21 protein-coding genes and 3 pseudogenes are annotated in these 26,787 nt (G+C 73.9%); 9 read left to right on the top strand and 15 right to left on the bottom strand.

Annotated elements, in window-relative coordinates:
* Positions 1-519: 519 nt before the first annotated feature.
* From ACWDXC_RS09695 to ACWDXC_RS09710, 4 genes and pseudogenes are all read right to left on the bottom strand, one after another.
* Positions 520-1,584, bottom strand: coding sequence for an ATP-binding protein (locus ACWDXC_RS09695; protein WP_219517345.1), 1,065 nt, complete (start codon positions 1,582-1,584; stop codon positions 520-522).
* A complete protein-coding gene (locus ACWDXC_RS09700) occupies positions 1,581-3,284 on the bottom strand; it encodes a DUF5691 domain-containing protein (RefSeq protein ID WP_449980070.1) in 1,704 nt (567 codons plus the stop codon). The genes ACWDXC_RS09695 and ACWDXC_RS09700 overlap by 4 nt, the downstream gene beginning before the upstream one ends.
* The gene (locus ACWDXC_RS09705) at positions 3,281-4,225 is read right to left on the bottom strand and encodes an SWIM zinc finger family protein (protein WP_449981003.1); all 945 of its coding nucleotides are present in this window, start codon (positions 4,223-4,225) and stop codon (positions 3,281-3,283) included. Before ACWDXC_RS09705 ends, ACWDXC_RS09700 begins: the two co-directional genes overlap by 4 nt.
* 465 nt (positions 4,226-4,690) lie before the next feature.
* Positions 4,691-4,960: pseudogene (locus tag ACWDXC_RS09710) on the bottom strand (SWIM zinc finger family protein); the annotation flags it as partial.
* A gap of 86 nt (positions 4,961-5,046) precedes the next feature.
* Between ACWDXC_RS09710 and ACWDXC_RS09715 the strand changes: the two are divergent.
* The 3 genes and pseudogenes from ACWDXC_RS09715 (at position 5,047) to ACWDXC_RS09725 (ending at position 6,595) form a co-directional block, all read left to right on the top strand.
* Positions 5,047-5,592: a cupin domain-containing protein gene (locus ACWDXC_RS09715; protein WP_449980072.1), complete on the top strand. Its 546-nt coding sequence runs from the start codon at positions 5,047-5,049 to the stop codon at positions 5,590-5,592.
* A 213-nt stretch (positions 5,593-5,805) separates the two neighbouring features.
* Positions 5,806-6,039: pseudogene (locus tag ACWDXC_RS09720) on the top strand (sigma factor); the annotation flags it as partial.
* A gap of 241 nt (positions 6,040-6,280) precedes the next feature.
* Positions 6,281-6,595: a hypothetical protein gene (locus ACWDXC_RS09725; RefSeq protein WP_449981030.1), complete on the top strand. Its 315-nt coding sequence runs from the start codon at positions 6,281-6,283 to the stop codon at positions 6,593-6,595.
* On the opposite strand, the gene ACWDXC_RS09730 is transcribed toward ACWDXC_RS09725, so the two are convergent.
* Both ACWDXC_RS09730 and ACWDXC_RS09735 read right to left on the bottom strand, forming a co-directional pair.
* On the bottom strand, positions 6,582-7,004 hold the full coding sequence (locus ACWDXC_RS09730) for an AMP-binding enzyme (RefSeq protein ID WP_449981005.1): 423 nt from the start codon (positions 7,002-7,004) through the stop codon (positions 6,582-6,584). The two genes, ACWDXC_RS09725 and ACWDXC_RS09730, sit on opposite strands and share 14 nt — an antisense overlap.
* Positions 7,002-7,793 (bottom strand): annotated as a pseudogene (locus ACWDXC_RS09735) (AMP-binding protein); the annotation flags it as partial. The pseudogene ACWDXC_RS09735 and the gene ACWDXC_RS09730, both read right to left, overlap by 3 nt.
* A gap of 400 nt (positions 7,794-8,193) precedes the next feature.
* Between ACWDXC_RS09735 and ACWDXC_RS09740 the strand changes: the two are divergent.
* A complete protein-coding gene (locus ACWDXC_RS09740) occupies positions 8,194-8,559 on the top strand; it encodes an STAS domain-containing protein (RefSeq protein ID WP_219511320.1) in 366 nt (121 codons plus the stop codon).
* A 3-nt stretch (positions 8,560-8,562) separates the two neighbouring features.
* Here ACWDXC_RS09740 and ACWDXC_RS09745 read toward each other — a convergent pair whose 3' ends face one another.
* The 3 genes from ACWDXC_RS09745 to ACWDXC_RS09755 form a co-directional block, all read right to left on the bottom strand.
* On the bottom strand, positions 8,563-9,048 hold the full coding sequence (locus ACWDXC_RS09745; protein WP_449980075.1) for a MarR family winged helix-turn-helix transcriptional regulator: 486 nt from the start codon (positions 9,046-9,048) through the stop codon (positions 8,563-8,565).
* A gap of 25 nt (positions 9,049-9,073) precedes the next feature.
* On the bottom strand, positions 9,074-10,684 hold the full coding sequence (locus tag ACWDXC_RS09750) for an arylsulfatase (RefSeq protein ID WP_449980078.1): 1,611 nt from the start codon (positions 10,682-10,684) through the stop codon (positions 9,074-9,076).
* Between the two features lie 94 nt (positions 10,685-10,778).
* Positions 10,779-11,672 (bottom strand): sulfotransferase family protein, encoded by an 894-nt coding sequence (locus ACWDXC_RS09755; RefSeq protein ID WP_449980080.1) that lies wholly within the window; start codon positions 11,670-11,672, stop codon positions 10,779-10,781.
* A 121-nt stretch (positions 11,673-11,793) separates the two neighbouring features.
* On the opposite strand from ACWDXC_RS09755, the gene ACWDXC_RS09760 reads away from it, so the two are divergent.
* The gene (locus ACWDXC_RS09760; protein ID WP_364168913.1) at positions 11,794-12,783 is read left to right on the top strand and encodes an LLM class flavin-dependent oxidoreductase; all 990 of its coding nucleotides are present in this window, start codon (positions 11,794-11,796) and stop codon (positions 12,781-12,783) included.
* On the opposite strand, the gene ACWDXC_RS09765 is transcribed toward ACWDXC_RS09760, so the two are convergent.
* The gene (locus ACWDXC_RS09765) at positions 12,773-14,380 is read right to left on the bottom strand and encodes an FAD-binding protein (protein WP_449980083.1); all 1,608 of its coding nucleotides are present in this window, start codon (positions 14,378-14,380) and stop codon (positions 12,773-12,775) included. The two genes, ACWDXC_RS09760 and ACWDXC_RS09765, sit on opposite strands and share 11 nt — an antisense overlap.
* Positions 14,381-14,728: 348 nt before the next feature.
* Between ACWDXC_RS09765 and ACWDXC_RS09770 the strand changes: the two genes are divergently transcribed.
* Positions 14,729-16,327, top strand: a complete 1,599-nt coding sequence (locus tag ACWDXC_RS09770) for an ABC-F family ATP-binding cassette domain-containing protein (protein ID WP_449980085.1) — start codon at positions 14,729-14,731, stop codon at positions 16,325-16,327.
* A gap of 34 nt (positions 16,328-16,361) precedes the next feature.
* On the top strand, positions 16,362-17,897 hold the full coding sequence (locus ACWDXC_RS09775) for an aldehyde dehydrogenase family protein (protein ID WP_364168919.1): 1,536 nt from the start codon (positions 16,362-16,364) through the stop codon (positions 17,895-17,897).
* A 45-nt stretch (positions 17,898-17,942) separates the two neighbouring features.
* Here the strand turns inward: ACWDXC_RS09775 and glnII are convergent, their stop codons facing one another.
* From glnII to ACWDXC_RS09790, 3 genes are all read right to left on the bottom strand, one after another.
* Complete coding sequence (gene glnII / locus ACWDXC_RS09780) at positions 17,943-18,962, bottom strand: glutamine synthetase (protein WP_219511337.1); 1,020 nt, start codon at positions 18,960-18,962, stop codon at positions 17,943-17,945.
* Between the two features lie 100 nt (positions 18,963-19,062).
* Complete coding sequence (locus ACWDXC_RS09785; protein ID WP_449980089.1) at positions 19,063-21,912, bottom strand: AAA family ATPase; 2,850 nt, start codon at positions 21,910-21,912, stop codon at positions 19,063-19,065.
* 11 nt (positions 21,913-21,923) lie between these two features.
* Positions 21,924-22,601, bottom strand: a complete 678-nt coding sequence (locus tag ACWDXC_RS09790) for a hypothetical protein (protein ID WP_449980092.1) — start codon at positions 22,599-22,601, stop codon at positions 21,924-21,926.
* A gap of 231 nt (positions 22,602-22,832) precedes the next feature.
* On the opposite strand from ACWDXC_RS09790, the gene ACWDXC_RS09795 reads away from it, so the two are divergent.
* Positions 22,833-23,159, top strand: coding sequence for a carboxymuconolactone decarboxylase family protein (locus ACWDXC_RS09795; RefSeq protein ID WP_219511344.1), 327 nt, complete (start codon positions 22,833-22,835; stop codon positions 23,157-23,159).
* On the opposite strand, the gene ACWDXC_RS09800 is transcribed toward ACWDXC_RS09795, so the two are convergent.
* Positions 23,119-24,177, bottom strand: a complete 1,059-nt coding sequence (locus ACWDXC_RS09800) for a PQQ-dependent sugar dehydrogenase (RefSeq protein ID WP_449980095.1) — start codon at positions 24,175-24,177, stop codon at positions 23,119-23,121. The genes ACWDXC_RS09795 and ACWDXC_RS09800 overlap by 41 nt on opposite strands.
* Positions 24,178-24,607: 430 nt before the next feature.
* Between ACWDXC_RS09800 and ACWDXC_RS09805 the strand changes: the two genes are divergently transcribed.
* Positions 24,608-25,357, top strand: a complete 750-nt coding sequence (locus tag ACWDXC_RS09805) for an SDR family NAD(P)-dependent oxidoreductase (RefSeq protein WP_357589413.1) — start codon at positions 24,608-24,610, stop codon at positions 25,355-25,357.
* Positions 25,358-25,516: 159 nt separating this feature from the next.
* Here ACWDXC_RS09805 and ACWDXC_RS09810 read toward each other — a convergent pair whose 3' ends face one another.
* Positions 25,517-26,734 (bottom strand): ABC transporter ATP-binding protein, encoded by a 1,218-nt coding sequence (locus ACWDXC_RS09810; RefSeq protein ID WP_219511350.1) that lies wholly within the window; start codon positions 26,732-26,734, stop codon positions 25,517-25,519.
* Positions 26,735-26,787 lie beyond the last annotated feature (53 nt).

Consider the following 26,787-nt stretch of genomic DNA (forward strand, 5'->3'; position numbering starts at 1 on the left):
CCCCACCTCCCCCACACCGAACCGCCCCCGAGACCCAACCCCCCGGCAACTTCTCGCCACACCGTCCCACCGCCGAAGCCCGCAACCCCCTCCCCGAGCACGCCACCCCCGCAAGGCCAGCCACCGTCGGCGAGCGCCCCACCCCCGCAAGGCACCCGACCTCCGGAAAGCCCGCCGTCCCAGGAGGCCGCGACCCCGCCGAAAGCCACGCCACCTGCGCAAGATCAACCACCGTCAGTGAGCGCCCCACCCCCGCAAGACACCCCACCCACGCGAGGCACGCGGCCTCCGGAAGGCCCGCCGCCGCAGGAGAGCGCGGATCTCTCGGAAGGCACGCCGGGCTGGGCAGGCGTGTCGCCCCCAGAGGTTGCGGGTCCCTCGGCGGGCTCCCCGGCCCTCGGGGTCGCGTCCCCCTTGGAAGGTGCGCCGTCTCGTGGAGCCGCGCCGGTCCCAGGTCGGCCAGCCCTCGGGCCACCCGTGGGGCGGGGAACGGGTCTCGGGGAAGGTGTGGAGTCGGCGTCATGACACCTCACGGCAGGCGCGGTAGAAGTCGCGCCAGTCGGAGCGTTCGCGGACCACCGTCTCCAGGTATTCGCGCCACACCACTCGGTCCGACACCGGCTCCTGCACCACGGCGCCGACGAGGCCGGCGGCCACGTCGGCGGGACGCAGGACGCCGTCGCCGAAGTGGGCCGCCAGGGCGATGCCGCTGGTCAGGACGGAGATGGCCTCGGCGGTGGAGAGCGTGCCGCTGGGCGACTTGAGCTTGGTGCGCCCGTCCTCGGTGACCCCGGCGCGCAGCTCGCGGAAGACGGTGACGACGCGGCGGATCTCGGCGGGCCCGGCGCCGGTCTCTGGCAGCTCCAGCGACCGCCCGAGCTGGGCGACGCGGCGGGTGACGATGTCGACCTCCTCCTCGGCGGTGGCGGGGACCGGCAGCACGACGGTGTTGAAGCGGCGGCGCAGCGCGCTGGACAGCTCGTTGACGCCGCGGTCGCGGTCGTTGGCGGTGGCGATCACGTTGAAGCCGCGTTCGGCCTGGACCTCGCGGTTGAGCTCGGGGATCGGCAGCGTCTTCTCCGACAGCACGGTGATCAGCGCGTCCTGCACGTCGGACGGCATGCGGGTGAGCTCCTCGACGCGGGCGAGCCGCCCCTCGGCCATCGCGCGCATCACGGGCGACGGGGTGAGGGCGTCGAGGGACGGGCCTTCGGCCAGCAGCCGGGCGTAGTTCCAGCCGTAGCGGATGGCCTCCTCGGCGGTGCCTGCGGTGCCCTGGACGAGCAGGGTGGAGTCGCCGCTGATGGCGGCGGCCAGGTGCTCCGACAGCCAGGTCTTGGCGGTGCCGGGCACGCCGAGCAGCAGCAGCGCCCGGTCGGTGGCGAGGGTGGCGACGGCGACCTCGACGATCCGCCGGGCGCCCACGTACTTGGGCGTGACGCGGTCGCCGTCACCGAGGATGTACGCGGTGACGGCCCACGGCGACAGCTTCCAGCCGGGCGGACGGGGCCGGTCGTCCTCCTTGGCGAGCAGGGCCAGCTCGTCGGCGTACTGATCTTCGGCGTGCGGGCGCAGGACGGTCATGGGGAGAGCTCCCTCAGCATGTCGGCTCGGAAACGCAGGAGGGCGGCGACCTCCTGGACGGGCGGCACCGGCGAGAACCCTTCGGCCAGGGCGGCGAGCGCGGGGTCGATGCGTTCGCCGGCGAGCCTGACCAGCTCGCCGAGGTTCCACGGCTGGGTGGCGGCCACCCTGACGATCTTGCGGAGGACGGCGGTGGCGAGCCGCTCCCGCCAGCACGGCGCGACGCCGCCCAGCACCATGATCAGCTGGCCGTCGGGGTCATGGTCGTTGACGAACCCGGCCGCCAGCTCCTGCTGCTCGTCCGGCGGCAGCGCCTCGAGCAGGTCGGCGATCGGGTCCCAGGCGAACATCGCCCGCGCCCACTCCGGGTCCCGCTGCAGCACCGCGGCGCGCACCCAGGCGGCCCGCACCTCGTCGTGCCATTCGGGCATGCGCTTGCGCAGCATCCGGTGCGGCGGCAGCTCCCACGTCGACAGCGGCGCCCGGGCGATCACCTGTTGCAGCCACCACGCCCGCTCGCCGATGCCGCGCGGCGGCTTGGCGCGTACGCCGTCGCGCTCCATCGCCTTGTCGCACGCCTCGGGCGCCTCGACGTGGATGACGGCGGGGCCGACGGTCAGGCAGCGGCGGGCCCGTTCGGCCATCCGCCCGGCCAGCCGCGAGCCGGGCAGCCGGGTGAGCAGGTTGGCCGCCTCCTGGCGCACCTCGCGCCTGCGGTCGTCGAGCGCCGCCTCCAGGAACGGCTCGTCGTCCATCGACAGCCCGGTGGCCATCACCGCCATGAACGCCGCCCGGTCGTCCGGCGTCTCGCGCTCCCACGTGCTCTCCAGCAGCCGCCGCGCCTCGCCGGGCTCGGCGGCCCGCAGCCGCCGCAGGTAGGCGAGCCGGTCGGCGGCGCTGCCGAGCTCCCACGTCTCGCCGGTGGGCTCCTCCAGCAGGTACGCCCACCGCTCGGCCCGCTCCGCCAGCCACCTGCCGCGCCGGCCGGCGAGCCTGCCGATGTGCGCGCGGATCGACCGGTCGGACAGGCCGTGCTCCAGCAGCTCGGGCAGCACCGCAGGCGGCACCCGGCGGCCGGTGGCGGCCGCCGCCTCCAGCCATTCGCCCAGCAGCCTGCGCTGCTCACCTCCCATGATCCGCACCAACCGCCCCGCCGCCGACCGCCCGACGACGGCCTGCTCCTCCTCGGGGGCTGGCCGTCCGATAGCGGCCTGCTGCATAGGGACCGGCTGCCCCTTCTCCGGGGCTGGCCGTCCGACGACGCCCTGCTCCTCAGGGACGGGCTGCCCGCCGGCCGCCTCGCCCTCGTCCGCCGCCCGTCCGATGAGGGACTGTCCCTCCTCCTCGGTGACAGGCCGTACAGGGGCGGAGGCGGGGGCGGGCCGTCCGGCAGCGGGGGCTTCGGGAACGGACCGTCCGGGGGTGAGGGTTTCGGGGGTGAGGGTTTCGGGGGTGAGGGTTCCGGAGGTGGGGGCTTCGGAGGTGGGGGCTTCGGGGGTGGGGGCTTCGGGGGTGGGCCGTACGGGGGTGGAGGTTTCCGGGGTGTGAGGTTCGGGGGTGGGGCGGCGGCCGGCGCGGCGGCGGGCTGTCTCGACGGCCGCGTCGGCCAGGAGGTCGCCCTGGTACGGCCGGCGGTCGGTGCCGACGAGGGCGGTGGAGGTCAGGGCGTCCCAGTGCACCCGATCTGCCGGCGAGGTCACAGGATCACCGCCATTCCGTCGTCGTCCCAGGTGGTGAGCAGGTTGAGCCCGTACGGGGTCCATTCGGCGGCCACGGTCACCGGCCGGCCACCGGAGACGGCGAGCAGCCGCCACCAGGCGCGGGTGACCCGCCGCAGCGGGAAGCCGCCCACCGAGGCCGCGCCCGCAGCGGACGTGCCTGCCGAGAACGGGCCTGCCGAGGGCGCGTCCGGCATCACGCCGGCCAGCACCAGGGGCCAGGAGTCGGTCCACGGGTCGGCGGCCAGGGCGGCGGCCACCTCGCCCATCGCCTCGTCCGGCGTCAGCCCGGGCGGCACCCGCTCGGCCGGGGCCGCGGCGTCCGGGTGGTGGGTGGCGACCAGGGCGCGCAAGGGGGCGGCGCCCGGGTAGAAGGCCAGGTCGGCGTCGATCGTGGAACCGGTGACCAGGGAGTCGTCCAGCGGGCGGCCCGGCGGCGCGAACGACAGCACGAGGGCGGCCCTGCCCGTCTCGCGGCCGCGCAGCCAGACGCGGCGTGCGGTGAGCCGGTCCTGCGTCTCGTCGCGCAGGCCGAGCACGTCCCACAGGTCGCGGACGGGCGGCCTGGTCAGGACCGTCTCGCGGGTGACGGGGAAGCCGGTGCGCATCATCACCGTCTCGGCCAGGTCGGGCGGCAGCTCGGCGCGGCGGCGGTAGGCGACGGCCAGCAGGTGGAGCAGGGCGTACTCCTCCAGGAGACGCCCCGGCCAGTCGTCCATGGCCCTGACGCGCGCCAGCCGGGAGACGGCCCCGGCGGCTCCGGGGGCCTGGGCGTCCACAAGCCGCTTAGCCACGCCCTCCCAGTCGTGCTCCCCGGCGCCGGCGAGCCCTTGCCGCACCTGGTCGGCGAGCCACCGCTCCAGCTCGGCCATCCCGGCCGCCACCCGCCCCTGCCGCACGACCCCGGACGCAGTCGCCGCCACAGCCCCAGCGCCAGCTCTGGACGCGGTCCCGGCCCCGGGCGCGATCCCGGGATCGGGCGCAGACCCGGACGCGGGCCCAGGTTCGGGCCCGGACGCGGGTTCGGGCCCGGACGCGGGCGCGGGGTCGGACGCGGGCGCGGACCCGGACGCGGGCGCGGGGTCGGGCGGGGGCGCGGGGTCGGGCGCGGAGTCGGCCGCGGGGTCGGGCGCGAACCCAGGTTTGGGCCCAGACGCAGGCCCGGACGCGGGCGCGGACGTGGACCCGGGCGCGGGCGCAGGATCGGGCGCAGGCCCAGACGCGGGGCCAACTCCAGCCACCGTAACTGACGTGGCCTTGGGGGCGGTGGTCGGGGGGTGCGGTGGGGTGGTGGGGGGTGCGGGGTGGTGGGTTGGTCGGTCGGCTGCCCAGCAGGGGAGGGCGGGGGTCGTGGGGACGTGGCCGGCGGACCAGAGGAGGAGGAGCCCGAGCACGTGCTTGCAGGGGAGCTTGCGGCTGGGGCAGGTGCAGCGGTAGGCGGGCTCGGCGAGGTCGACGCGCGCCTCGTAGGGCGTGGGGCCGCTGCCCTCGCAGGCCCCGAACAGCACGTCGCCCGCCACGCCGCGGGACGTCCACGAGCCGGGTGCCGCGACCTCTTGGGCGGCCTTGCGGGAGGGCGCGTCGGGGGCGAGGGCGAGCACCTGATCACGGCTCCACCGTTCGATCACCTGAAGCACACTAGCCACTCGCACCGACATTTCCGCCCCGGTCGGGGACGTGATCCACTCCGGTGGTGAGGTGGTCCCGGGCGGCCGGCAGAGCGGGGGTACGTAAGATCGGGCGGGTGGAATTGAAGATCTATCCCGATGGCCCGGTCGTCGAGGTCGCCGACGAGGCCGAGGCGCTGGAGAGCGGCCTGGACGGGCAGCTGGTGCTCGACGGTGAGCGGTTCCTGCGGCGTGACGTCACCGGCGCGCCCGTGGGGTTCGTGGCGCGCCCGCCGATCGCCCGGGCGCTCGACCTGCTGCCGCATCCCGAGGGCGGCTGGTTCCGTGAGACGTGGCGGTCGGGGGTGGAGTTCCGGCCGGAGGGCTACGGCGGGACGCGGGCCAGCGCGACCGGCATCTACTTCCTGTTGCAGCCGGGCGAGGAGTCGGTGCCGCACCGGGTGCGCTCGGACGAGGTGTGGCTGTGGCATCGGGGCGGCCCGCTGGAGCTGACGATCGGCGACGCGACCGTGGTGCTGGGCCCGCTGGTGGAGGAGGGGCAGGTGCCGCAGGCGGTCGTGCCGGGCGGGGTGTGGCAGTCGGCGCGTCCTGCCGGGGATCGGGAGGTGCTGGTGAGTTGCGTCGTCTCGCCGGGGTTCGACTTCGCCGACTTCACCGCCTGAGCGGGGCCGCCCCGCCGGGAGCGGGCCCACCATAAACGGAAGCGGGCCGCCGTAGAGGGAAGCAGGCCCGCCACACACGGGAGCTGGCCCGCCGTTGAGGGAAGCGGCCCGGCCCGGACGCCCGTCGCAAATGACCGAAATGCGCGGTTTGTTGAAGTGGGGGCCGGGTCGCGCGTGTGATGGACGGTGTGGTCTCTCTCGGATGAGTCGCTCATGGCCGCCATCGCCGCCGGCGAGGCCGAGGCGACGGTCGCGTTCGTACGGCGCTACCAGGCGAGGGTGTACGGCCTGGCGCTCAGCGTGGTGGGTGACCCGGGGCTGGCCGAGGAGGTGGCGCAGGACGCCTTCGTCCGGGCCTGGCGCCACGCCGCCCGCTACGATCCCGGGCGCGGCAGGGTCGCGAGCTGGCTGCTGACGATCACCCGCAACCTGGCCGTGGACGCGCTGCGGCTGCGCCGTGACCAGCCGGTGGACCCCGCCTGGCTGCCGAGCCCGCGCGACGGCCGGGGCGGCGGCGGGGACGACGGCCGGGAGGCGCTGGGCGAGGTGGAGCGGGTGCGTGACGAGCTGCGGGTGCTGCCCGCCGAGCTGAGCCGGCCGATCCTGCTGTCGGTCTGCTACGGGCTGACGGCCGCTCTGCTTCAGCTATCCGGAGTTCCACCGGTCCGGGGGGCGGATCCCGTTCGGGGTGGCCGCGAACCGGCCGTGCCCGGCCTGGCGGCTGGCCCCGGTCACCATCCGGGCCGTGGTCGGGGAGCTGGACGCGGGCTACACGTTCCGCACCTCGGCCGGGCACCAGCGGGCGCTGCCGAACCGGGGCCCGTGCCTGATGACGCCGCGCGGGCGCGAGCCGCGCCTGCGGGGGGCGGTGCTGGCGTTCCTGCGGGTGCGCGACCTGTGGGAGGACGTGTGGCGCAGCCTGGTGCAGCTCGTGCTCGGCACCTACATGGTGTGGCAGGCCCGCCGCCTGCGCCTGTGCGAGAACCACTTCAACCGGGCCTGAGCCGGGACTTGTCCGGTTTGCCGGCCTCGTTGACCGGCGCCTCGGCCAGCGTGGTGACCGTCCTGGGGACGGCCGCCTCGCCCAGCGCGTCACGTACGAGCGCGGCCAGGTCGTCGCGGGAGACCCGGGCGCGCCCGGCGGGCACGACGTAGGCGTGCACGGCCTCGCCGGTCACCGGGTCGGGCGCGCCGACGACGAACGCCTGCTCGACGGCCGGATGCCCGGCGAGCACGGCCTCCACGGCCCCGGCGTAGCAGACCTCGGCGTTGACGATGATCACGTCCCGGGTGCGGCCGGTCAGGTGCAACATCCCGTCGCCGTCCAGGCGGCCCAGGTCGCGGGTGCGCAGCCAGCCGTCGTCGCGCAGCACCTCGCGGGTGCCTTCGGGGTCGCGCCAGTAGCCGGCCATCCGGTGCGGGCTGCGCACCCACACCTCGCCGACCTCGCCGGCGCCCACGGGGCGCTCGTCGCGGTCGCGCAGGCTGAGCCGGACGCCCGGCAGCGGCCTGCCGACGGACGTCAGCCGCCCGGCGGCCACGTCGGCGGGCGTGAGCATGGTGATCACGCCCGCCTCGGCCTGGCCGTACCCCTGCCAGATCACCGGGCCGAGGCGTGCCGCGGCGGCGGCGAGCAGGCTCGGGCCCGCGGGGGCGCCGCCGAGGACGAGCGCTCGCAGCCCGGGCGGCCCGCCGCCGCCGAGGGCGGAGAGCAGGGCGCCCAGCCGGGGCGGCGGCATCATGGCTGCGGTGACGGCGTGGCGGCCGAGCGCTGTGGCCAGGTCCTCGCCGGGCCCCGGCACGACGACGGTGCCGCCCGCCACCAGGCAGCGGCCCGCGTACGTCATCATCACCGGGCTGGCCAGGGTTCCGTGCACGAGGCAGCGTTCGAAGCGGGTCATCAGCTCGGCCAGGACCGGCGGCCAGTCCTGGTAGGCGAGGCTGTGGGCGCGGTAGGTCTGCGCGCACGCCTTGGGCAGGCCGGTGCTGCCGCTGGTGAAGGTGAGCCTGGCCACGTCGTCCGGCCGGGCCAGCACCTCGGGCGGCGCGGCGGGGCCGGGGCGCAGCAGGTCGGCCGCGCCGGGCAGCGGCCCGAGCGACAGCAGCCGGGCGCCCGCCCCGGCGAGCTCGGGCGTCATCGTCGCGGCGTCGGCGATCAGCGCGTCCGCGGGCTCGCGCAGCACGTGCGCGAGCTGGGCGGCGCTCCAGCCGGGCCGCCACCCGGCAGCCGAGCGCGTGCGCGGCGAGGTGGGCGGCGTACGTCTCGGGCGAGGTGGCGGCGGCGACGGCCACGCCGCTGCCGGGGCCGAGCCCGGCCTCGCGCAGGCGCCGCTCGACGCGGCCGGTGAGGCCGAGCAGCTCGTCCGCGCTGACGGCCCGCGTGCCGTGCTGGAAGGCGGTCCGGCCGGGGTCGGCGGCCAGGGCGTCGAGCACCGGCCGGGGGAACAGGTTCACGACAGTAGTACGGGTGCCGCGCGGTGGAGAGATTCGCGGAACTCGGCGCATGTATCAGCTGATTGCTGGGTACTGCACCAGTTCATTGCACTATGCAATGATGGTCGTAGGTGAAATGGCACACTTTCACCGCTGGAGGGCGGAAACGTGCAGGCGGGCTTCTCCTGGATCATCACCCCGCACAACGGCGCAGCGGTCCTCAGCCTGTCCGGCGAGCTCGACATCGCTGTGGCGGCCGAGCTGCGGCAGTGCATGGCGGAGGCGATCGCGAGCGCGGAGCCGCCCCGGGTGGTGGTCGACCTCAAGGGCGTGAACTTCTGCGACTCCTCGGGGCTGAGCGTCCTGCTGTCCGGGCTGAGCGAGGCCGAGGCGGCGGGCGGCGTGCTCGTGCTGTGCGAGCTGCACCAGCGGCTCAAGCGGGTGCTCAACGTCACCGGGCTGCACCGGCGCTTCCAGACCTACGACACGGTGACCGAGGCGGTGGCGGCGCTGCCCCGCACGGTGGCCTCCTGACGGTCAGGCCCCGGGCCAGCCGAGCGGGTGCGCGGCGTGCTCCGGCGGCGGCTCGCCGCCCGCCTCGGTGAAGGCGGTCATCGCCTCGACCAGCGCGTGACGCTGCGCCGGCGACAGCCGCTCGACGATCGCGCCGATCTCCGCGCGGCGGCGCGCGGAAACCTCCTCGACGATCCGGCGTCCCTCGCCGGTCAGGCGGATCAGGCTCTCCCTGCGGTTGTGCGGGTTGACCTCGCGCACGATCAGCTCCGCCGCCGCCAGCCGGTCGGCCATGCGCAGCGCGGTGGAGGAGTTGACGCCGAGCATCACGGCCAGCGTGACGAGCTTGGTCTCGCCGTGCCCGGCCAGCGCCACGAGCATCCGGAACTGCGGCAGCGTCACCCGGTCGCCGACCGAGCCGAGGGAGCGGGCCGCGATGCCGACGAGCAGCCGCGTCCCGGTCAGGACGGCCGAGACGGCCGCCGAGAGATCGTCGTGGCACTCTGACATACACGACCCGGTTTCCGAGAAAGCCTCACGTCAGTGTACGGAGCCGGTGCGCGCGCCGGAAGGTGTGCCTCCTGCCGCCCGCCCCGAAGCCCGCCGAGGCGGTGACCGGACCCCGGCCCCCGACCGTGAACACCTCGGAGACCTCCTCGCCCGGCAGCAGCGTCACCTCCCGCCGCCCGGCCATCCGCCTGCCCCCGGCCGTCGTCACCGCCAGCGTGACCCGCCGCCACGGCACCTTCGAGCCGTTCACCAGCGCCACCGTGACCTGCTCGCCCGCGCTCCGCACGCGCAGCCCGTACGGGGTGCGCGGGTCGGGGCCGATCGACTGGTCGAGCAGCTCCATCAGCTCGGCCGCCAGCTCCGGCCTGCGTGACGCCAGGTCGCGGGTCTCCCCGAGGTCCGTGGCCAGGTCGTACAGCTCGACGCGCCCTTCGGGGCCCGCGCCCGCGATGCCGGGCTCGAACCTGATGGCCTTCCAGCGGCCCCGGCGGATCGCCTGCGCCTTGCGCGGCCGGTTCCACACCAGGTGGCTGTGGCCCTCGCGGCGGCCGCCGTTGAGCAGCTTCCTGAACGACTTGCCGTCGAGCGCCGCCGGCGCGGGCACCTCGGCCAGGTCCGCCAGCGTCGGCAGCACGTCGTAGAGCGTGACCGGCTCGCGCACCACCCGGCCGCGCATCTTCGGCGACCAGGCGATCAACGGCACCCGGATGCCGCCCTCGTACAGGTCGCGCTTGTCGGCCCGGTAGGGGCCGTTGGAGTCGAACAGCCAGGGCGTCACGCCCTTCTCCCGGTGCGGCCCGTTGTCGCTGGTGAACAGCACCACCGTGTCGTCGGCCACGCCCGCCTCGCGCAGCGCCCGCAGCAGCGTGGCCACGTGCGCGTCCAGCCGCCCGACCTGCGCGGCGTGCCGCCGGTTGGCCCTGGTCCAGGGCTTGTCCTCGTAGCGGCCGGCGTCGCCCGGGACGACGCTGGGGGCGTGCGGCAGGTTCGTGGCGAAGTACAGCAGGAACGGGTCGTCCGACGGCTGCCGGACGAAGTCGACGGCCCGCCGCAGGAGCAGGTCGGGCGCGTACGCCTTGCGGCCGAGCGCCACCCGGCCGCCGTTGTGCCACAGATACTCCGGGTAGTACTGGTGGGCGTGGCGGTGGCCGATGTAGCCGAAGAACTCGCCGAACCCGCGCTCGTTCGGGTGCGACGGCTGACCGGCCCGCTCGGGGCCGAACCCCCACTTGCCGATGCACGCCGTGCGATAGCCCGCGAGCTGGAGTAACTCGCCGAAGGTCAGGTCGGCCTCGCTGAGCGACCGCTGCGGCCCGCCCTCCGGGTTCTCCCGTACGGTGCCGTGCCCCGCGTGCATGCCGGTCAGCAGCGAGCACCGCGACGGGGCGCACAGCGGCGCCCCCGAGTAGGCGGTCTCGAACCGCACCCCCTCGCGCGCCATCCGGTCCAGGTGCGGTGTCGCGATCAGCCGCTGCCCCTGACTGCCGATCTCCCCCCAGCCCAGGTCGTCGGCCAGGATGACGACGAAGTTGGGCCGCCGGGGGAACGCGGCCCGCGCCGGGGCCGCCGAGGCGGAGACGGTCAAGCTGGCCAGGGCACCCGTGAGCAGGGTGCGGCGCGACGGCGCGGCGATCATGCAGGACACCTTCAAGGCAACGAAAGATCGGCAGGAGAACCACCGGAGAACGGCAGGCGAACTCTGCCGGAGCCTTGGTTCGCAAGCGCCGAGCTCAGCAGTAGTCCCACAGCCCGCAGATCTCCCTGAGCTCGGGCGGCAGCTCGTCGTCTGTCGGCAACGGGCGGCCAGCGACGACCGTACCGCTACGGATCTTGTCGCGCCAGTCGCCGACGCCTTTCACGAAACCGCCGTGGTCGCGCTCGCCGTAGTTGAGCATCGACGGCTCCCACTCCACCCCGAGGAAGGCGCACACCCGCCGCAGCTCGGCCTCGGGGTCGGCGACCACGTCCTCGTAGCGGACGGTCAGCCCCTCCAGGTGGGTGCGGGCCTCCTGGAGGTAGGTCATGTAGCTGAGCGTGCGCGGCACCGCCTCCTCCATGGGCCGCTTGACCGGGTCGGCCTCGTGCCAGGACTGCACGATCGACATCGGGTGCCGCAGCAGGAACAGGAACCGCGCGTCCGGCCAGCACGCGGCGATCCGCCGCCAGGCGAACACGTTGGAGGGCGTCTTCTCCACCAGGACCGGCTTGCCGCTGCGGGCCAGCTCGCGGTGGAGCATCCGGTCCCACACGATGTGCTCGATGTCGCTGTGGGTGTGGCCGAGCAGCTCCATCGCCTGCCGGACCGGCTCGGTGGTCAGCCCGACGGTGATCCGCCGGAAGTGCGTCTCGATGGGCGAGTGCACCTGGGAGTGGCTGTTGAGCATGACGCGCATGAGCGTCGAGCCGGACCGCACCGAGGAGAGCAGGAAGACCGGGGCCCGCAGCAGCCGGTCGTGCGCCGGGTCGACCGGCGGGCGCACCTCGTCGCCGGGCAGCCGCTGCAGTTCGAGCGGCGGCTTGGGGACGGGCTTCGGCGCGGGCGCCGGTCTGCCCGCGCGGGCCCGGGTCAGCGTGTAGCCGGTGAGTCCTTCGAGCGTCGCGTTGACCGTGTACTTCCAGCTCATGGCCCGTCAACGTAGACACCACCGGTGAACCCCCGGTTAACCGGCCCTGTGAAATAACCCGGCGGTCCCGGTGGTTACACCACGTGCTCCCGGATCTTTCACAGCGAAAGGCATGTTCTCCATGGCTCTCCCGCTCTCCATACTCGATCTGGCGCACATCGGCGAAGGGGAGACGGCCGCCGACAGCCTGGCCGCCAGCGTCACGATGGCGCAGCGCGCCGAGGAGTGGGGTTACCGGCGGATCTGGTACGCCGAGCACCACAACATGCCCACGATCGCCTCGTCCGCCACGAGCGTGCTGATCGCCCACGTGGCCGCGCACACCCGGACGATCCGCCTCGGCGCGGGCGGCGTCATGCTGCCCAACCACGCCCCGCTGACGATCGCCGAGCAGTACGGCACGCTGGCCACGCTCCACCCGGGCCGCATCGACCTGGGGCTGGGCCGGGCGCCGGGCAGCGACCAGCAGACGATGCGGGCGATGCGCCGCAACCCGGCCGCCGCCGACGAGTTCCCGCAGGACGTGCTGGAGCTGCAGGGCTACCTGACCGGCGAGTCTCGCATCCCCGGCGTGGAGGCGACGCCGGGCAAGGGCACCGACGTGCCGCTGTACATCCTCGGCTCGTCCCTGTTCGGCGCCCAGCTCGCCGCCATGCTCGGGCTGCCGTACGCGTTCGCCTCGCACTTCGCGCCGGCCGCGCTGGAGGAGGCGGTCGAGCTCTACCGGCGTGACTTCCGGCCGTCGGCCCAGCTCGCGGAGCCGTACGTGATCGCGGGGGTGAACGTGATCGCCGCCGACACGGCCGAGGAGGCGCAGGCGCAGTTCCTGTCGGCCAAGCGCAAGCGGGTGAGCCTGCTGCTCGGCCGGGGCCGCGCGTTCACGCCGGAGGAGGCCGACGCGGTCCTCGAATCCCCCGCCGGGCAGCAGATCCTGCAGATGACGCGCTACTCGGCCGTCGGCACGCCGGGAGACGTCGCCGCCGAGCTCGACAGGTTCGCCGAGCACGCCCGCGCCGACGAGCTGATCGTGGTGTCGGCGGCGCCGGAGCGGGCGGCCTGGCTGCGCTCGCTGGAGCTGCTGGCCCAGGTGAGCGGCCTGGTCACGGCCTGATCGACAGGGCGTGGCCGAAGACGCCGCGCGGGTCCCAGCGCGCCTTGACCCGCTGCAGGCGCGCGTAGTTGTCCCCGTAGTAGAGCGCCGGCCAGGGCACCCCGGAGGTGTTCCAGGCCGGGTCGGCGTGGTCGGTGTCGGGGTAGTTGATGTAGGCGCCGCCGAGGTTGCCGCCCGGCACCGGCACGCCCCCGGTCGCGGCGAACGTCCTGCGGTGCAGGTCGCGCACCCACGCCAGCTCGGCCGTGCCATCGCCGGTCGGGTCCCAGGTGGCCAGGTGGAGCACCTTGAGGATCGACCGGCGCTCGACGGTGGCGGTCGCCTCCGGCGCGACCGTGTTGACGCGGCCCCCGTACGACAGCAGCCACAGCACGCCGGTCCGCGCCGGGCCGCCCGCCGTCAGGCTGTCGTAGGCGATGCCCGCCTGCTCGTCGGTGAAGCGGCTGCGCAGGTAGGCGGACTTGCCCTTGTAGTGGCCCGCCTCGGTCGCCTCGCCGAGCGAGAGCGACCGCACGGCCTGGAACCACGGCTGGCGCAGGAACGGCGGCACCGTCGCCGGCGGCGTGACGCCCTCGCCGACGGCGGCGAGGAAGCCGGCCAGCAGCTTCTCCGCTCCGGGCACGCCCGCGTCGATCTGCGCCGGCAGGATCATGTCGCCCGGCGCGTCGTCGCCCTGGCGGCCGGGGATCAGCAGCGACCCCCACAGCGAGGCGTACGGGGTGCCGGGCTCGCTGTTGCGCTCGTGCCACTCGCCGTGGTTGCGCAGCAGCCGCTGGAACGACTCGCGCGTCATGTCCTTCCACGACCAGATCGCGACGCCCGACACGACGGAGGCGGGCGGCCTGGGCAGCAGGGTGCCGGGGTCGTCGCCGCGCGCCCTCGGGTCGCGCATCCAGTAGCGGGTGACGACGCCGAAGTTGCCGCCGCCGCCTCCGGTGTGGGCCCACCACAGGTCGTGGTTGGGATCGCGCGGGTCGCGGGTGGCCACGACGGCGCGGGCACGGCCGTGCCGGTCGACGACCACGACCTCGACGGCGTGCAGGTGGTCGACGGTCAGGCCGTCGCGCCGTGACAGCGGCCCGTAGCCGCCGCCCGCGATGTGCCCCCCGGCGGCCACGCCCCCGCACTGGCCGCCGGGGATCGTGACGCCCCAGCCGAGGTAGAGCCGCCGGTAGGCCTGCATGAGCGTGGCCCCCGCCTCGATCGCGAACGCGCGGCGCTCCTCGTCGAAGTAGACCTCCGACATCTCGCACAGGTCGAGCACCACCTCGGCGCCGTCGCCGACGAAGTTCTCGTAGCAGTGGCCGCCGCTGCGCACGGTCAGCCGCCGGTTCTCGCGCACCGCCCGGCCGACGGCCTGGACCACCTGCTCAGTGGTACCGGCCAGGTAGAAGTAGTCGGGCTCGGCGCGGAAGCGCTGGTTGGTGCGCCGGACCGCCAGGTCCTCGTAGCGGGGGTCGGACGGGCGCACCACGACCGGCCCGAGCGGCGGGGCGCCGGACCCGGCGGGCTCGCCGGGTAACCCGCCGCCCGCGGCGAGCCCGCCGCCGAGCGCCGCCGTGCCGCCGATGAAGCCCCTGCGCGTGACCTCGCTCATGATCGTCCTCTCGTCGGATGGCCTGCGCGTTGCTCTGCGGCTCCGACGCTACGGGCGGGGGCGGGAGGCGGACAGGAGGCCAGCTGCACAGCCGGGGTGGAGGAAGATGCACCGCCGGCATCCCCTTGCCCCCACCTTTTCGGTCGCGTACAGTGTGCGGGTCCTGCCGCCGACATCCGAGGTGATCTGTTGAAGCTCTGAGGCCGAGACGCCGCGCCCACGTCCGTGGTGTGCGCCCGCCCGACCTCAGGTGATCCTTCGACGCCTCTGTTCCGCGTTTCCGGGCGGCCTTTCCGCGGTGTCTCCACGTGTCCCGAAATTTCCTGACACGGTGAGGAGCCACCCCTTATGTCATTTTCCATCGTCTGTGACGGCCTCTCCTACGAGCACGCCGACGGCACCCCCGTCCTCGACGGCCTCGACGTCGCCTTCGGCGCCGGGCGCACCGGGCTCATGGGCGTGAACGGCGCCGGCAAGTCCACGCTGCTCAAGCTGATCGCCGGCGAGCTGCGGCCGACGGCCGGCTCGGTCAGCGTCGCCGGCGACGTCGGCTACCTGCCGCAGGACCTGCCCCTGGCCACCGGCGCCACCGTCGCCGGGCTGCTCGGCATCGAACGGCAGCGGGCCGCGCTGCACGCCATCGAGGGCGGCGACGCCTCCCCCGAGCACTTCACGGCCATCGGCGACGACTGGGACGTCGAGGAGCGGGCGCACGCCGAGCTGGACCGGCTCGGCCTCGGCCACCTCGGCCTGGACCGGTCCGCCGGCACCCTGTCCGGCGGCGAGGTCGTGATGACCGGCCTGGCGGCGCTGCTCATGCGCAGGCCCGGCGTGCTGCTGCTCGACGAGCCCACCAACAACCTCGACCTGGACGCCCGCCGCCGCCTGTACGCGGCCGTGCGCTCCTGGACGGGGGTGCTGGTGGTGGTCAGCCACGACCGCGTCCTGCTCGACCTGGTGGACCAGATCGCCGACCTGCGCGACGGGGCGGTGCGCGTGTTCGGCGGCAACCTGACGGCCTACGAGCAGGCGCTCGCGGCCGAGCGGGAGGCGGCCGAGCGCATGGTCCGGGCCGCCGAGGGCGACCTCAGGAAGCAGAAGCAGGAGATGGCCGACGCCCTGGTCAAGCTGAGCCGCCGGACCCGTTACGGCGACAAGATGTACGCGACCAAGCGCGAGCCGAAGATCATCATGAACGCGCGCAAACGGCAGGCCCAGGTGGCGGCGGGCAAGCACCGCACCATGCACGCCGAGAAGCTGGAGCAGGCCCGCGACCGCCTCACCGAGGCCGAGCAGGCCGTCCGCGAGGACGCCGAGATCCGCGTGTCGCTGCCGCGCACCGAGGTCCCGGCCGGGCGCACGGTCCTGACGCTGACGGGCGTGCCGGGGCTGAGCGAGCTGCGCGGCGGCCCCGACGCCGGCGGCGAGCCCGTGACGGAGCTGGTGCTGCGCGGCCCCGAGCGGGTCGCGCTGACCGGCCCCAACGGGTCGGGCAAGACGACGCTGCTGCGCGCGATCGTCTCAGGCGCTCCCGGAGCCTGCCCCGGGGTGCCCGTGCGCTACCTGCCGCAGCGGCTCGACCTGCTGGACGGCTCGCTCAGCGTGCTCGACAACGTCCGGCGGTTCGCCCCGGCCGTCCCCGTGGGCGAGCTGCGGGCGCGGCTGGCCCGCTTCCTGTTCCGGGGGGCGCGGGCCGAGCAGCCTGCCGCGACGCTGTCGGGCGGCGAGCGGTTCCGCGCCGTCCTGGCCGCCCTGCTCTCCGCCGAGCCGCCGCCCCAGCTGCTGCTCCTGGACGAGCCGACGAACAACCTGGACATGGCCAGCGTCCGCCGGCTGTCCGAGGCGCTGTCGGCCTACCGGGGCGCGCTGCTCGTGGTCAGCCACGACCTGCCGTTCCTGGAGACGCTCGGCATCACCCGCTGGCTGGCCAAGCATCCGGAGGGATGATTGTGTGTCCGGAGAACCTGTGAGGAGGGCACCTGTGAGCCGCAAGATTTCCTCCGTCGTCGGAGGCAAGGACGCCGCCGCGATCGAGACGTACGCATCGACGAACCCCGCCCGCACCGCCGAGGTCGTCGCCGAGGTGGGGCTGGCCGACGCCGAGACCTTCGCCGTCGCCGCGGCGACGGCGAAGGAGGCGCAGCGGGAGTGGGCCAGGGTGCCCGCTCCCGTGCGGGGACGGGTGATCGCCTCCATCGGGCGGCTCGTCGAGGCCAACACCGAGACGCTGGCCAGGATCGTCACCCAGGAGATCGGCAAGCCCTACGGTGAGGCGCTGGGGGAGGTGCGGGAGATCGTCGACACGTGCGACTTCTTCCTCGGCGAGGGCCGCAGGCTCTACGGGCAGACGGTGCCGTCGGAGATGCCCGACAAGAACCTGTTCACCTTCCGCAACCCGGTCGGCGTCGCGGCGGTGATCACCGCGGGCAACTTCCCGGTGGCCGTCCCGTCCTGGTACCTGGTGCCGGCGCTGCTGTGCGGCAACGCGGTCGTGTGGAAGCCCGCCGAGTACGCCGCCGCCTCCGCGCACGCCCTCTACCGGCTGTTCGCGGCGGCGGGGCTGCCCGACGGCGTGCTGAACATCGTCTTCGCCGACGGCGGGCAGACGTTCGCCGGGCTGGAGCGCGCCCTGGACGCCGGGAACGTCGACAAGGTCGGCTTCACCGGCTCCAGCGAGGTCGGCCGGAAGATCGGCGAGCTGGCCGGTCGCCACCTGCAGTCGGCCTGCCTGGAGCTCGGCGGCAAGAACCCGATGGTCATCATGCCGGACGCCGACCTGGACCTGGCGGTGGAGGGCGCGCTGTTCTCCGGTTTCGGCACCGCCGGGCAGCGCTGCACCAGCCTGGGCACGGTCATCGTGCACGAGTCGATCCACCGCGAGTTCACCGACCGCTTCGCCCGCGCCGTACGGGAGGCCAGGATCGGCGACCCCGAGCAGGACGTGCTGGCCGGGCCGCTGCTGGACCGCAAGTTCGCCGACCGCTACGAGGAATACCTGACCTGGATCCAGCCCCACCACCGGGTCGTCACCGGCGCGACCGGCCGCATCACCGCCGAGAGCCCGCACGGCGGCTTCACCGGCGAGGGCGGCCTCTACTACCACCCGGTCGTCGTCGACGGCGTGCGGCCGGACGACCGGCTGTTCCTGGAGGAGACGTTCGGGCCGATCGTCGGCGTCACCTCGTTCGCCACGCTGGAGGAGGCCGTCGAGCTCGCCAACCGGCCCGGCTACGGGCTGTCCAGCTCCATCTACACCACCGACGCCAAGCACGCCTTCCGCTTCCGCGAGGGCGTCTCGGCGGGCATGGTCAGCGTCAACAACTCCACCTCGGGGGCCGAGGCGCACCTGCCGTTCGGCGGCAACGGCAAGTCGGGCAACGGCAGCCGGCAGTCGGGGATGTGGGTGCTCGACCAGTTCACCCGCTGGCAGGCGATGAACTGGGACCACTCCGGGCGGCTGCAGAAGGCCCAGATGGACGTCGCCGACATCACGCCGGACCGCGACTTCCGGCTCTGAGCGCACGGCGGCGGGACGCGGCGTCCGCGTCCCGCCGTCCGCCGGTCAGACCTGGCCGGCCTTCTCCAGCGCGGCGCAGCAGGTGTTCACGAGCAGGCGGGTGACCACGTACGGGTCGACGTTGGCGTTGGGGCGCCGGTCCTCGATGTAGCCCTTCTTGTCCACCTCGACCTGCCACGGGATGCGCACGGACGCGCCGCGGTCGGAGACGCCGTAGGTGTAGCGGTTCCACGGGGCGGTCTCGTGCGCGCCGGTCAGGCGGCTCTCGATGTCGGCGCCGTACTGGGAGACGTGCTCCATCGGCTTGTCGCCCTCGCCGAGCGCCTCGCAGGCGGTGATGATGGCGTCGTAGCCCTCGCGCATGGCCTTGGTGGAGAAGTTCGTGTGCGCGCCGGCGCCGTTCCAGTCGCCGCGGGCGGGCTTGGCGTCGAGCGTCGCCTCCACGCCGAACTCCTCGGCGGTGCGGTAGAGCAGCCAGCGGGCGATCCACAGGTGGTCGGCGACCTCGAGGGGGCCCGCCGGGCCTACCTGGAACTCCCACTGGCCGGGCATGACCTCGGCGTTGATGCCGGAGATGGCCAGGCCGGCGGCCAGGCAGCGGTCCAGGTGCAGCTCGACGATCTCGCGGCCGAACACGGCCTCGGCGCCCACGCCGCAGTAGTAGTGGCCCTGCGGGGCGGGGAAGCCGCCCTCGGGGAAGCCGAGCGGGCGGCTGCCCTTGAAGAACGTGTACTCCTGCTCGATGCCGAACCATGACTCCTGAGCCGCGTAACGCTCGGCGATCGGGCGCAGCAGCGCACGGGTGTTGCTCTTGTGCGAGGTGCCGTCGGTCTCCTCCACCTCGCACAGGACCAGCACGCTGTCGCCGCCGCGGATCGGGTCCGGGCAGGTGAACACGGGGCGGAGCACGCGGTCCGACGAGTGGCCCTCGGCCTGGTTGGTGCTGGAACCGTCGAAGCCCCACAGCGGCGGCTCGGCCCCGTCGGCGAGGATCCTGGTCTTGGAGCGCATCAGCGCCGTGGGCTCGGTGCCGTCGATCCAGATGTACTCAGCCTTGTAGCTCACGGCGGTCCTTTCACGGTTTCTCTCAGCCACGCCGAGTCTTAAGGACAGCCGTTTCCACGTTTTTGCCCGAATGTGAACGGCGTGTTAAGCCGGTGCCGGATCAGGCGCCCTCCCGCCTGGCCTGTCCGTCGTAGCCGAGCAGGCGCATGGCGGTGTCCGGGTCGAGCGCCGCGGCCAGGAGCTGGGCGCGGGCGTGCGCCTGGTCGCGTTCGCGTTCGGCCTTGGCCTGGGCGGCGCGCAGGCCCCTGACCGCGACGGCGGCCAGTCCGGCGCCCACGACGGCGGCGACCACGACGAGGAACAGCACCGCGAGCAGGCCCGGCGAGACGATCCCGCCGCCGGGCTCCGCCCCGGCCGCGCCGGCGAGCGCGCCGCTCACGGCCAGCCCGCAGACGACGGCCACCGTCACCAGCGCGAGCAGGCTCCCCCCGGCCAGCCACCAGCGCCGCCCCGCACCGGACGCGGGGGCGGGAGCGGAGAAGGGCGCGGCGCCACGCGCGGGGACGGGCTCGTACGCCGGCGCCGGCTCGGCGGCCCACGGCACGAACTCCGGCCGGAACCCCTGCGCCCCGGGCACGGCCACCACCCCGGGCCCGTCGTCCGGCGGGACCGCCGCCGGAGGAACCGCCGCCGGGGGGACGATCGTGCGGGGCTCGATCACCTCCTCGGGAGGGGCGCTCGCGCCGGGCAGGCCGCGCCCGATGCGGCCGTGCTCGCGGTGGGCGCGGACCGCCTCCCGGTGGTAGTCCTCCAGTTCCCGGTAGAAGTCGTCCGAGGCGTACACGGCGCCGTCGACCAGCGGCCCCGCGGCCCGTTCGATGACCGCGACCACGTCGTCCCCGTTGAGCGTGCGGTGCGCCTCCAGGGCGTGCGCCAGCGACAGCACGTCCCTGCGGTGCTCCTCCAGCAGCCGCTCGGTCTTCTCCAGCAGCCGCACCAGGTGGTCCTCGATCCGCTCCCCCAGCACGTCCGGCGCCGGCCCGGGCCGCGCCCGGGCGGAGCGGCGCGGCGCGCGGCGGTGGGCCTTGCCGCCCGTGATTTCCAGCTCCCGCAGCGCGGGCAGCGAGGTGACGCCGGAGCCCATCCCCCAGTGCGACTCCATGAGCGCCGCCAGGAAGGTCGCCGCGTGCAGGTCGCCGGCGACGCCGGAGGAGCTGTCCTCGCCGAAGAACATCCGCTCCCCGGCCAGCGAGGCGAGCGCGACCATGATGTCCGCCTCGTACTCCGACTTCCACCGGGTGAACTGGTCGCCCGGCTCGATGGAGGCCACCAGCCCGAGATGGTCGGCGCCCTTCTCGATGGTGGCGACGTCGATCTCCAGGTGGAAGCGGGCCACGTACGCGACGACCGCGTGGCAGGCCTCGTGCACGGCCACGGCGTGCCGCTCCCGGCCGGCGTACTCGGCGCCGCCGGGCGGGCCGAGCTGCTTGAGCCGCTTGGCGTGCAGCACGTCCGCCCAGGTGATGACGTCGCGCCCGGCGCGGACGGCAGCGATGAGCGACTCGTTGACCAGGTCCTTGATGGTGGCGCCGGTCGCGTACGGGGTGAGGGTGGCGAGCCTGTCGATCTGCTCGGCGGTGAGCCGGTGCGCGACCTTGCCGAAGTAGCCCTGGTAGGTGGCCACCCGTCCGGCCCTGGTCGGGTGGCCGACCTTGTAGACGCGGTCGATGCGGCCGGGCCGCAGCAGCGCCTCGTCGACGGCGTCGGGGCGGCTGGTGGCCATCATGACGAGGACGCGGTAGCCGGGCGGCGGCTTGGGCCGCATGCCGAGCGCCCGCCGGACCAGCCGGTTGAACAGGCCGCGCGGCTTCTTCAGCCCGGACAGCTCGGCGAGCAGGGCCTGGAGGGTGCCGGGGTCGCCGTGGGCCGTACGGCCCGCGGCGAGCAGCCCGTCGCCGGGGTCGCGGAAGGCCAGGGCCATCCGGCTCTCCTCCGACAGGTACGTCATGCCGTGGCAGGGAGCCGGGCCGCCCGCGCCCTGGTGGGCGGGCCTGCCGCGCCTGCCGAGCGCGTCGGCCTCGTCGAAGTGGACGACCACCCCGCCGTGGCGGAGCGCGAGCCTGCGCAGCCTCCGGAAGAGCGCCTTCATCTTGAGGACGCCGACGCCCGGGAGCAGGTTCGCGAACGCGCCCGGCTCGACGAGCACGTACGGCTTGCCGGTCTCCCCCGCGACGGCCTCGGCCAGCAGCGTCTTGCCGGTGCCCGGCGGCCCCCACAGCAGCAGGCCGCCGGGCACGTAGCCGCCGCGCTCCTCGATCTCGCCGGGCCGCTCCAGGAAGACGACGGCCTCGCGGACCCGCTCGACGACGTGGTCCTGCCCCCACACGTCGGCCAGGCGCGTCTCGACGTCGCCCGGGAAGTACGTCTCCACGCCGCCCCTGGACAGCAGCCAGAGCGCGCCCGCGACCGGCACGACGACCGCGCAGGCCGCCAGGACGGCCCGCAGCACCGACGGCAGCGCCGCGAGGACCAGCGCCGCCGCCTGGAACACCGCCAGGAACGGGCTGCTGCCGAGCACCGCGCCCAGCACCAGCGCCGCCAGCGCGACCCAGAACGCCGCCTTCAGCAGCCGGGCGAACCGGAACCGGGCCCAGTCGTCGAAGCGCCGGTGCGACCACCGCTCGAACCCGCCGGACACCCGCCCGGCCCAGAACCGGTGGTAGCCCGGCGACACCTCGCTGACCAGGAAGTGCGCCTGCCGGACCGCCTCAGCGCCGAGCAGCCAGAAGATCCACTGATGCTGCCGCGCGATCACCAGCATGGCCTCGCCGTACGGGACGATGCCCGGGAAGTCGGCCATCACCTTCCACGTCAGGACGGCGTACGCGACCGCGAGGCCGAGCAGGAGCCTGCTGCGGTCCCACAGGCGCATCCTCGGCCGCGTGGCGGTGGCGGGCACGGCGGGCCCGCTGCCGGGCGCGCGCAGCCCTGCCTGGCGTGTGCTCTTCACGGGGTGCTCCCTCATCCGGGCAGCCGCAGCAGCTTGAACGAACGCGCGATCTCGTCGAACTCCGCCCGGCGGGCCACGTGGCAGTCCGGCCGGCAGGCGATGAGCATGACCGAGACGGTGGAGCCGGAGCCGTCGAGGATGGCGGTCTGGTCGAAGGTCTGGTGCTCGGCGCCGATCCTGTAGCTGTAGCGGACCCGTACGCCCCGGGCGCCGTCGTCCAGCCGGACGGGCTCGTCGCTGAGCCGCTCGAACCCGCTGAACAGCGGCGGCCGCCCCGACTCCAGCACCCGGCCCAGGTAGGCGGTGCGCGACTCCTCGGTCACCGGCAGGACGAAGTCGCGCAGCCGGTCGAGCGACACCACGTCGCGCTGCGGCCCGGTCAGCCGGTGCACGGCCGCGTACACGAACGGCTCCCTCGAGCCGAACAGGTGGTCCACGTCCGGCTCCCGCGCCTGGTCGAAGGCCGCCGACCAGACCCGCCGCCTGCGCTCCAGCGCCGCCTGCGAGCCCGGCCTGTCGCCGCTGAACACGAGCTCCAGCGGGTAGGCGTCGATCCTGGCGAACGAGGCGGGCACCTTGAAGTAGGTGGTGCCGTCCCTGTCGCGCACGTAGGTGAACTCCGGCTGCCCGCACGCAACCGGCAACAGGATCGCGGCCGTCAGCGCGACCCACGCCCGTGTCTTCCTCACCGGATCTTCACTGGGGTCCTACCTCCAATGACGAGGCACCGTCGTTGTTGTGCCCGTTTTCGGATCCGGTGAGCCCGATGCACGATGAGAAATCTTGACCAAATCTTGGCCGTACACCGGCCTTACTTGTTACAGATCAACAGGAATCCGCGGCTTTGGCGCGCCTGCATTGGTGCGCGGCGAGAAGTAGCCGAAGATGGAGGTTCCCCTCACGCACGACCGGAGCCAGCCATGACAGAACCGGCCGTCGACTCCTACGGCATGGCCGCCGAGCGCGCCTTCGCCGAGGTGTGGTCGCGCGACGCGCTCTCCGACCGGGAGCGCCGCCTCGTCCTGCTCGGGCTCCTCGTCGGGCAGGGCCTCGACGACCAGGTGGCCGAACAGCTCGACGCCGCCCTGCGCACCGGCGACCTGAACGAGAGCGAACTGCGCGAGGTCGTCGTCCTGCTCACCCACTACGCCGGCTGGTCACGCGGCGCCCGGCTCAACGGCCAGGTCGAGGACCTGATCGACCGGGTCAGGCGGGATCGATCCGATAGACCGGGCCCTGGAGGCTGAGCGCGTACAGCTCGCCGTCGTGGCCCTGGCCGAACGACGACAGCTGATCCACCCGCCCGATCTCCTCGCCCTCGCCCGGCCTGTCCGCCGGGGTCGCCCTGATCCAGCCCGCGCAGAAGTCGCCGTACAGGAACCGGCCGCGCAACCAGTCGATCTTCGAGCCCCGGTAGACGTAGCCGGCGATGACCGAACAGGCGCCGCCCTCGCCCAGCGGGTAGACGATCACCGGGTCGACCAGGTCCTTCGCCTGCCCGCCCGCGCCGAACCCGGCCTTGCCCTCGCGCAGGTTCCAGCCGTAGTTCTCGCCGCCGCCCGAGCCGGCCGGCTGGCGGTCGACCTCCTCCCAGGCGTTCTGGCCCACGTCGCCGATCCACAGATCGCCGCTCTCCCGGTCGAACCCGAACCGCCACGGATTACGCAGCCCGTACGCCCAGATCTCCGGCCGCGCCCCCTCCCGGTCCGCGAACGGGTTGCCTTCGGGGATCTTGTACGGGTTGCCGCGCGGGTCGATGCGCAGGATCTTGCCGAGCAGGGTGCCGAGATCCTGGCCGTTGCCCTCCGGGTCGCCGCCGCTGCCGCCGTCGCCCAGCGCGACGTAGAGGTGGCCGTCGGGGCCGAAGGCGAGCTGGCCGCCGTTGTGATTGGCGTACGGCTGCTTCTGCGTCAGCACGTCGCGCCGGGCCGTGGCCTTGGCGCCGTCGTAGGCCCACTCGGTCACGTGCGTGGTGCCGTCGGCGTCGGTCCAGTCGAGGTAGAGCCAGCGGCCCGACGGATGGAACGCCACGCCCAGCAGGCCCTGCTCGTTGCCGTCGCTCACCTCGCCCGACAGGTCCACGACCGTCGCGCCGTCGGTGGTGCGGAGCTTCCCGCCCTGCTCGGCCACGTACAGCCGGTCGTCCCCCTCGCGCACGGCGAACGCCACGGGCCGCTCCAGCTCGGCGACCCGCGTCAGCCGCACCTTCCCCGCCGCCGCCTCGCCGCCGGTGCCGGACGGCCCGGCCTCCGCCGTCGTCGTCACGGCCCTCTCGGGCGCCCGCTCCGGCACGCCCGCCGAACAAGCCACCAGAACGACGCCCAGTAAGGCGACCGGCACAGCCCGCACAAGACCCACCCCGCCATCCTGCCACGCCCACCCCCACCCCACCCCACCCCCAGGGAACAGGCGGCCCCTTCTCGGGACGAACCCCCTGCACACGGGTGCGAGGGCGGGGGCGCACCCGCCCTCTTCGGAGAGCACCGCATGACGCGGGCGGCGGCCCCCTCCCGAAGAGGGCGCTCGCCCCTCCTGGAAGGGTCGCACGGACGGCGGTCTGCTCTCCGAGGGGGCGTCGCGGTGTGGGCGGCGGGCCCTCTCCCGAAGCGGGCGCCCGCCCCAGCACGCGGCGGGCCTTTCCGGTGGGGTCGGGGGTTCGCGGAGGGGGGTGGGGTGGGGGCGTTAGGGTTCTGGCATGCCTACCGCACTGATCACGGGCGCCACCGCCGGCATCGGCGCCGCTTTCGCACGGCGGCTGGCCGCCGACGGTTTCTCGCTGGTCCTGGTGGCCCGCGACGAGGGCCGGCTGGCCGAGGAGGCGGGGCGGCTGCGCCTGCGCTATGGCGTCCCGGTGGAGGTGCTGCCCGCCGACCTGGCGACCGAGGAGGGCCTGGCGCGTGCCGAGGCCCGCTGCCGGGAGGGCGTCGACCTGCTGGTGAACAACGCCGGGTTCGGCCACAAGGGCGCTTTCCTGCAGACGCCGGTGGAGGACGAGCTGGTGATGCTCAAGGTCCACTGTGAGGCGGTGCTGCGGCTGACGCTGGCGGCGCTGCCGGGGATGCGGGAGCGCGACCGGGGCGGCGTGATCAACGTGGCGTCGGTGGCGGCGTTCTTCACCCGGGGCACCTACAGCGCGAGCAAGGCGTGGGTGGTCAACTTCAGCGAGTCGGTGGCGGCCGAGGCGGGCAGCGCGCGGGTCAGGGTGATGGCGTTGTGCCCGGGGTTCGTGCGGACGGAGTTCCACCAGCGGGCCTCGATGGACATGTCGGGAATGCCCGACATCCTGTGGCTGAAGGCCGACGACGTGGCCCGTACGGCGATGCGCGACCTGGCGCTGGGCAAGCGGGTCTCGGTGCCGTCGCTGCGCTACAAGGTCATCCTCAACGCCGGCCGACTCGTCCCCCACGGCATCGCGGCCCGGATCTCCGCCCGCATCGGCCGCTGACCGCGCGGCACGACACCGCACGACGTTCCAGGCACGACACACCGCGACGCAGCAGCCCGTACCCGGAAAAGAGGGTGGGCCCTCGCCGCGGGAGGGGGTCGCGGTGAGGGCCCGGGACGGCCGCGAGCGGGCTCGCGGCCGGGAATCGGCGGTCGGTGACTAGCGGCCGACGTTGGCCGGGTGGCCGATCGCCAGGCCGGAGTTGGTGTCGAAGAAGTGCAGGTTGTGCGTGTCGAGGACCAGGTCGATGTTCTGGCCGGGGCGCGCGTGGCTGCGGGCGTTGACGCGGGCGGTCCACAGCGACTTGTCGCCGGCCAGCGGCAGCGTGGCCTCTTCCTCGTCGCCCTTGTCGGCGGCGGCGACGGTGTCCTTGTGCTCGACGGGCGGGGCGTCGATGAGGAACAGGACGTTGATCTCGGAGCCGAGCTCCTCGGTGACCTCCGCCTTGACGGGCAGCGTGGCCCAGCCGTTGGCGTGGTTGCCGGCGGAGGCGGCGTCCTCGAAGTCCGACGGGCGGATGCCGAGGATGATCTTCTTGCCGATGTACTGGTCGAGGCCCGGCTTCTCGGTGAAGGTGGAGTCGGGGATCGGCAGCTTGATGCCGGCGAAGGTGACGGCGGCGCCGCCGTCGCGGACCAGCTCGGCGGTGACGAAGTTCATCGACGGCGAGCCCATGAACCCGGCGACGAACAGGTTGACCGGCTTGTCGAACAGGTTCTGCGGCGTGTCGACCTGCTGGAGGAGGCCGTCGCGGAGCACGCAGACGCGGTCGCCGAGGGTCATGGCCTCGACCTGGTCGTGCGTGACGTAGACGGTGGTGACGCCGAGGCGCTCGTGCATCTGGTTGAGCGAGGCGCGCATGGAGACGCGGAGCTTGGCGTCCAGGTTGGACAGCGGCTCGTCCATGAGGAAGGCCTGCGGCTCGCGGACGATGGCGCGGCCCATGGCGACACGCTGGCGCTGACCGCCGGACAGGGCGGCCGGCTTGCGCTTGAGGTAGGTCTCCAGGCCCAGCATCTTGGCGGCGTCGTTGACGCGCTGCTGGATCTCGGCCTTGGGCATCTTGCGGAGCTTGAGGCCGAAGGCGAGGTTCTCCTCGACCGTCATGTGGGGGTAGAGCGCGTAGTTCTGGAACACCATCGCGATGTCGCGGTCCTTCGGCGGCAGGTGGTTGACCACCTTGTCGCCGATGGCGATCTCGCCGCCGCTGATGTCCTCGAGGCCGGCGATCATCCGGAGCGCGGTCGACTTGCCGCAACCGGAGGGGCCGACCAGCACCATGAACTCGCCATCCTTGATCTCAAGGTTGAGCCCGTTCACGGCCTTCACGCCACCGGCGTAGATCTTGTCGACGTTGGTCAGAACGATGGATGCCATGACTGTCCTTCGCGCTCCAGGGCTTGACCCCGATGTTGTGCGGAGTTTCCACT

The organism is Nonomuraea sp. NPDC003214, from assembly GCF_053590035.1.

Excerpts from the sequence above, each read along its gene's own strand:
- ACWDXC_RS09695 (WP_219517345.1), bottom strand. The coding sequence starts at position 1,584 with ATGACCGTCCTGCGCCCGCACGCCGAAGATCAGTACGCCGACGAGCTG.
- ACWDXC_RS09730 (WP_449981005.1), bottom strand. The coding sequence starts at position 7,004 with ATGGCCGGCTACTGGCGCGACCCCGAAGGCACCCGCGAGGTGCTGCGC.
- ACWDXC_RS09745 (WP_449980075.1), bottom strand. The coding sequence starts at position 9,048 with ATGTCAGAGTGCCACGACGATCTCTCGGCGGCCGTCTCGGCCGTCCTG.
- ACWDXC_RS09750 (WP_449980078.1), bottom strand. The coding sequence starts at position 10,684 with ATGATCGCCGCGCCGTCGCGCCGCACCCTGCTCACGGGTGCCCTGGCC.
- ACWDXC_RS09755 (WP_449980080.1), bottom strand. The coding sequence starts at position 11,672 with ATGAGCTGGAAGTACACGGTCAACGCGACGCTCGAAGGACTCACCGGC.
- ACWDXC_RS09760 (WP_364168913.1), top strand. The coding sequence starts at position 11,794 with ATGGCTCTCCCGCTCTCCATACTCGATCTGGCGCACATCGGCGAAGGG.
- ACWDXC_RS09765 (WP_449980083.1), bottom strand. The coding sequence starts at position 14,380 with ATGAGCGAGGTCACGCGCAGGGGCTTCATCGGCGGCACGGCGGCGCTC.
- ACWDXC_RS09770 (WP_449980085.1), top strand. The coding sequence starts at position 14,729 with ATGTCATTTTCCATCGTCTGTGACGGCCTCTCCTACGAGCACGCCGAC.
- ACWDXC_RS09795 (WP_219511344.1), top strand. The coding sequence starts at position 22,833 with ATGACAGAACCGGCCGTCGACTCCTACGGCATGGCCGCCGAGCGCGCC.
- ACWDXC_RS09805 (WP_357589413.1), top strand. The coding sequence starts at position 24,608 with ATGCCTACCGCACTGATCACGGGCGCCACCGCCGGCATCGGCGCCGCT.
- ACWDXC_RS09810 (WP_219511350.1), bottom strand. The coding sequence starts at position 26,734 with ATGGCATCCATCGTTCTGACCAACGTCGACAAGATCTACGCCGGTGGC.